Raw genomic sequence first — 5,863 nt, 5'->3', positions numbered from 1 at the left:
CAAGATCGGGCACGCTCATCTGCATACGAAATGCCATTTCATACTGGGAGATGCGTGCGGTGGTTTCGGGATCGCCAAAGGATTCGAAGTCGCGCTGATTGAGCGCGGCGATTTCATCGAGCATCTGACGGCGCATGGGGCGGTCCACGCCTGCGGGATTGGAGAGGTAGAGAACCGGATCACCTGAATTGCGGAAGCGCACGCCCTGATGCTGCGTGGGCAGGAATCCGCTGCCCCAAAGGCGGTCATAGAGCGGCTGGTCGTCGCGGCGCCCCGTGCCGAAGGAGGTCATGACGACGTATGCGGGCAGATCGCGATTGGCGCTGCCGAGACCGTAGCTGAGCCAGGCACCGATGCTGGGCCGACCTGCGAGCTGGGAGCCGGTCTGGCAGAAGGTAATGGCGGGATCGTGATTGATCGCCTCCGTGAACATGGAGCGGATGACACACATCTCATCGGCCACGGTGGAGAGATGCGGGAAGAGTTCGCTCAGCCAGACGCCGCCCTGACCATGCTGCGCGAATTTGAAAATGGATGGAGCGACGGGGAAGGCCTTCTGGCCGGAGGTCATCGTGGTCAGGCGCTGGCCCTGGCGAATGCTGGCGGGCAGATCCTCGGCGCGGTGCTTTTGCATCTGCGGCTTGGGATCGAAGAGATCGATCTGCGAAGGTGCGCCGGACTGGAATAGGTAGATGATGCGCTTGGCCTTGGGCGCGAAGTTGGGGAAGAAGCGCGCGGGTGATGCAGCGGCGGCTTCGTCCTGGAGGAGTGAACCGAGAGCGGCGGCACCGATCGCAGCCGAGGAGTTCTTGAGGAAGATGCGGCGGTTGAGCCGGTCTTGAAATTGAAGGGCGGGATGATTCATATCAGTCGCGGGTGATGACGCGGTCGAGGTTGAGGAGGACGGAGGCCGTGGTGGTGTAGGCGGCGAGTTCGGCGGGATTGAGAGAGGCGTCTGCCTTGGTGGTGCCTTGTGCGATGAGGGCGGTGGCCTCGGCGGGCTTGGCCTGGAATTCAGCGATGCGCTTGCTCAGGCCGGTGGCGAGCTGCTTCAATGCTGCGGGTTCGATGGTGCGGGCAGTGGCGCGCTGGAAGCCGTAGGCGATGCGCTGCTCCGGTGTGGTGCCACCGTGCTGCATCATCTGCTGCGCGAGGCCGCGTGCGGCTTCCACGAAGGTGACTTCATTGAGGAGTGAGAGGGCCTGCAGCGGTGTGTTAGTGCGGCTGCGTTTGACGGTGCAGATTTCACGTGTGGGGGCATCGAACAGCAGCATGGTGGGCGGGGCTGCGGTGCGTTTCCAGATGGTGTAGAAGCTGCGGCGGTACAAGCCTTCGCCGGTGTCGGCCTTGTAGCCGCGCAGGTCGCCGTATTTGCTGGTATCATCCCACACGCCATCTGGCATGTAGGGCTTCACGCTGGGGCCGCCGACTTTCGGCACGAGCAGGCCGGCGATGGCGAGCGCCTGATCACGCACGACTTCACCGGGAAGACGGAAACGTGGGCCGCGTGCGAGGAGGCGGTTCTCGGGATCTTTTTCGAGCAAGGCGGGCGTGAGCTTGGACGACTGGCGGTAGGTGGCGCTCATGACGATGAGCTTCTGCATGGCCTTCATGTCCCAGCCGCAGCGGATGAACTCGGTGGCCAGCCAGTCGAGCAGTTCCGGATGCACCGGATACTCCGACTGCGTGCCGAGGTTCTCGGTGGATTTGGACAAGCCGTAGCCGAAGAATTTCTCCCACGCACGATTCACCCACACGCGGGCGGTGAGAGGATTTTCAGGCGAGACGATCCACTGCGCGAGTCCGAGGCGGTTGTCGGGCGCATTCTTCGGCATGGGAGGAAGCACGGCGGGCGTGACCATGCTGACCTTGTCTCCGGGCTTGTCATACTCGCCGCGTTTGAGGATGAAGGCATCGCGTACGGTGCCTTCTTTCATGACCATCACGGAAGGGATGATGCGCTCGTATTTCTCCAGCTCTGCTTTGGCTGCGGCGAGGGCGTAGTCGGCATCGCGCAGGGGGCTGTCCACACTGGCGCGGTAGTATTTTTCAAGCTCGCTGCGCTGCTGTGGTGTGCGGTTTTCGGTGGGCGTTTTCATCACGGCCAGCACGGCGGCAGGAGGGCCGCCCGTGCCATCGATGCTGGCGAGTGCGGGCTCGGAATCGGTGGTGGAAAGGCGGAAGCGGCCCACATTGTGTCTGGCAAAGGTGGACTGATGCAGCAGGCGCACGGTCAGCGTGGCACCGGCGGGGACTTGCACGGCCTTGTCCACAATGAACATGGCATTGCGCTCCACGCGTTTCTTGGGGTCGTTGCCGTCGATGGCCCAGCCGTTCTTGAGATCTTTGTCGAGCAGCAGCTTCACATCGTAGCCTTTTTGCGCGTAGTCGGCCTCAGCGCGAGTGAAGGTGATTTTGATGGGTGTCTTCAAGGTGGGGGCGGAGATGGTGCCCTCGATGCCGGTGAGCACGAAGTTGCCATTGGGCGCGCGGCCCAGGCTTTGATTGGGCAGCGTGGGATCTGGCAAAGCCTCCAGCAGCAGGCCGGTGAAGCTGCCTTCCGCGAGTGGTGCGGTGACGGTGTAGATGTCAAAGTCGGGATTGCGACCGCCGGCGATCCATGAGGCATCCGGCAGCTTGCGCAGCGCGGCTCCGCCTTGGGACTTGGCTTCACTTATCGGAAGGACTTCCCACATGGGCTTCTTGGCTGCTTCCGGATTTTCCATGTCAGCCTCCCAGCTGGCGACGAGGTTGGGGAGTTGCAGCTGGGTCTCGGTGACTTTGGCCTGCGCCTTTTCGATCTTCTTGCGAAGCAGGGCGAGCTGCTTTTCTTCTTCGGCATCTGGCACGGAGATCACGGGATCGGAGTTGCCGCCGCTGCGGTTGGAACTGCCCTGAATGGTGCCGCTCTCGGCGATGTTGTTGAAGAAGGCGAAGAGTGAGTAGAAGTCCTTTTGGGTGAAGGGATCATACTTGTGATCGTGGCAGCGGCAGCAGTTCAGCGTGAGGCCGAGCCAGGTGAAGCTGGTCGTCTCCACGCGGTCGATGATGTTCTCGATGCGCCACTCCTCCGCGATGATGCCGCCTTCGCCATTGAGGCGATGATTGCGATTGAAACCGGTGGCGACGATTTGATCGCGGGTGGCATTGGGGAGCAGATCGCCGCCGATCTGTTCCAGAGTGAACTGATCGAAGGGCTTGTTGTCGTTGAAGGCTTTGATGACCCAGTCGCGCCAAGGCCACATGGCGCGGCTGCTGTCTGTCTGGAAGCCGTGGCTGTCGGCGAAGCGGGCGAAGTCGAGCCACTGCATGGCCATGCGTTCGCCGTAGTGGTCGGATTTGAGCAGGCGGTCCACGACGTTTTCGTAGGCCTTGGGGCTGGTGTCATTTTCGAAGGCGGCGATTTCTTCCAATGTCGGAGGCAGGCCGGTGAGATCGAGCGTCACACGGCGCAGAAGCGTGGCGCGGTCGGCTTCGGGTGATGGGGTGAGTTTTTCCTCCTGAAGGCGCTCGGCGATGAAGGAGTCGATCTCGTTGCGAATGGTGAATTTCGGATCGGTGATCTTGGGCAAGGGGGAGCGCTCGGGTTTGAGGAAGGCCCAGTGGCCCTGATACTCGGCGCCTTCGCTGATCCACTGGCGCAGGATGGCTTTTTCCTCAGCGGTCAAAGGTTTGCCGTCTTTGTCGGGCGGCATCACATCGTCATTGCCGTGCGGGAGTTCCACGCGCGCGATGAGCTGACTCAGTTCGGGCTTGCCGGGGACGAGGGCGATGTCGCCGGACTTTGCGGGCTTGATCGCCTGATCGCGCAGATCCAGCCGCAGGTCACCTTTGCGGTGGCCGGCATCCGTGCCGTGGCAATGAAAGCATTTTTCATTGAGGATGGGCCGCACATCGCGGTTGTATTTCAGTTTGCCGGACTCCGCCGCGAGGAGGGCGGGGAAGGCCAGGAGGATGAGAAGGGCTTGGCGCATGGGTTGGACGTTGTGATGGTAACGTCCGTCGGGCCCCGCCTTTTCGTGGGATTGTGATGCACTATCTTGCTCAGTCCGCCATCTGATCCGCGATTTCCTCCGCTGGATAGGTCCAGATCTCGCTCAGTGTGGGATGGTAATGCGGGATGGCCATGAACTGCTGCACGGTGGCGCGGAAGTTCATGGCGATGACGACTTCATGGATCAACTCGGTCGCTTCAGGACCGACGACGCAGGCTCCGAGGATCTCGCCGGTTTTCATGTGCGCGAGCATCTTCACGAAGCCGGCGGTTTCGCCCATGACCATGGATTTGCCGTGATCATTGAAGGGATAGCTGGCTTCGAGGAACGGGATGTTGTGGGCTTTGAGTTTTTCGGTGGTGGCGCCGACGACGGCGACCTGAGGGTGCGAGAACACGCCGAAAAGGGTGAGGCGGTAGTCGATGGTTTCATCGGCCGGTTTGCCCTGAATGAGTTTCGCGGCATTGCGTGCGGCGATTTCGCCCTGCTGAATGGCGATGTGCACGACATCGAGCGGGCTGCAGACATCACCAGCGGCAAAGATGTGCGGCTGGGAGGTCTGCATGCGGTCATTGACGATGACCTTGGATTTGTGCAGGGCGACTTTGGCGGCGTCCAAAGCGAGGCTCTTCGTGGCGGGTACGCGGCCCATGGCGAGGAGGATTTCATCGACGAGGATCGCGTGGGTGTGGCCATCTTGGGTGAACTCGATGCGCTTGCGGCCTTCATGCGTGGAGACGTTGCTGAGGTGCGTGCCGAGATGAACCTTCATGCCGCGCTCTGTGTAGGCTTTGGCGATGACATCGCTGCATTCGTGGTCGAGGCCGGTGAGGAGCTGGGTGTTGCGCTGGAGGAGTGTCACGTGGCAACCCATGGCTTCGAGGTAATGCGCCATTTCGAGGGCGATGGCACCGCCGCCGAGGACGGCGATGGTTTTGGGAAGGGTGTCGGCATCGAGCACGTCATCGCTGGTCCAATAGCTGGTTTCGGCGAGGCCGGGGACGTGGGGGACCATGACTTCAGAACCGGTGGCGATGCAGAAGGTGCGGGCGCTAGCCTGAAAGGAGGCGGAGCCATCGCGTGGGAGCACTTCGACGGTGTGGGCGTCGATGAAGCGGGCGTGGCCGCGATGGAGGGCGAAGCGGCCGTCTTCGAGCTGGCCTTGGCGGTAGCTGGCGAAGTCGGCGATGAGGGTGCGTTTGCGGTCGCGGATGGTGCGGACATCGACGCCGTGGGAGGTGGCTTTGAGGCCGAACTCCGCTGCGTGGCGGATGTGAAGCTGGCGGTTGGCGGATTCGATGAGCGTCTTGCTGGGCATGCAGCCGCGCAGGATGCAGAGGCCGCCGAGTTCGGGTGCGCCGTCGATGACTGCGACACGGAGGCCGGCGCTGTGGGCAGTGCGGGCTGCTGCGTAGCCGCCGCTGCCGCCGCCGATGACGATGAAGTCGAATGAATGGTCTGCCATGAGGAGAAGTGCAGGGGAGATACGGATTGCGCAAGGCCTTGGCTCCTTTTGTCTGATTTCGCCCAAACTTTGTCCTTCAAAACACAGGGGCGGATTTCGTAGCATTCAGGTACCAACCCTTTTGCTGCCACCATGAAGACTCGTCGTTCCTTTCTGTCTCAGATCATCGCCAGCGGTGTCGCTCCTGTGTTTATTCCGGCGCATGTGCTGCGCTCGCAGACGGCTCCGTCGAACAAGATCACACTGGGGGTCATTGGGGTGGGATCGCAGGGGACGCATGACATGCGGGCGTTTTTGAATCACGAGGATGTGCGGGTGACGGCGGTCTGCGACGTGAACAAAAAAAACATCGAGCGTGCGCAGCAGGCGGTGGCGGAGCGCTATGGCAGTGCGGACGTGAAGG

At 61.8% G+C, this 5,863-nt stretch carries 3 protein-coding genes and 1 pseudogene; 1 reads left to right on the top strand and 3 read right to left on the bottom strand.

The features are described 5' to 3' along the window. From WAW39_RS30870 to WAW39_RS30860, 3 genes are all read right to left on the bottom strand, one after another. Positions 1-865, bottom strand: an 865-nt coding sequence (locus WAW39_RS30870) for a DUF1501 domain-containing protein (protein ID WP_422323736.1), incomplete at its 3' end; no start/stop codon positions are given. A gap of 1 nt (position 866) precedes the next feature. Next, positions 867-3,974, bottom strand: a complete 3,108-nt coding sequence (locus WAW39_RS30865) for a PSD1 and planctomycete cytochrome C domain-containing protein (protein WP_422323734.1) — start codon at positions 3,972-3,974, stop codon at positions 867-869. 70 nt (positions 3,975-4,044) lie between these two features. Beyond that, the gene (locus tag WAW39_RS30860) at positions 4,045-5,460 is read right to left on the bottom strand and encodes a dihydrolipoyl dehydrogenase family protein (protein WP_422323732.1); all 1,416 of its coding nucleotides are present in this window, start codon (positions 5,458-5,460) and stop codon (positions 4,045-4,047) included. Between the two features lie 132 nt (positions 5,461-5,592). Here WAW39_RS30860 and WAW39_RS30855 point away from each other — a divergent pair. Next, positions 5,593-5,863: pseudogene (locus WAW39_RS30855) on the top strand (gfo/Idh/MocA family oxidoreductase); the annotation flags it as partial.

It is taken from the genome of Prosthecobacter sp. (assembly GCF_049294395.1).
Classification (GTDB): Bacteria; Verrucomicrobiota; Verrucomicrobiia; order Verrucomicrobiales; family Verrucomicrobiaceae; genus Prosthecobacter.
This window is presented reverse-complemented; position numbering and strand designations above follow the sequence as displayed.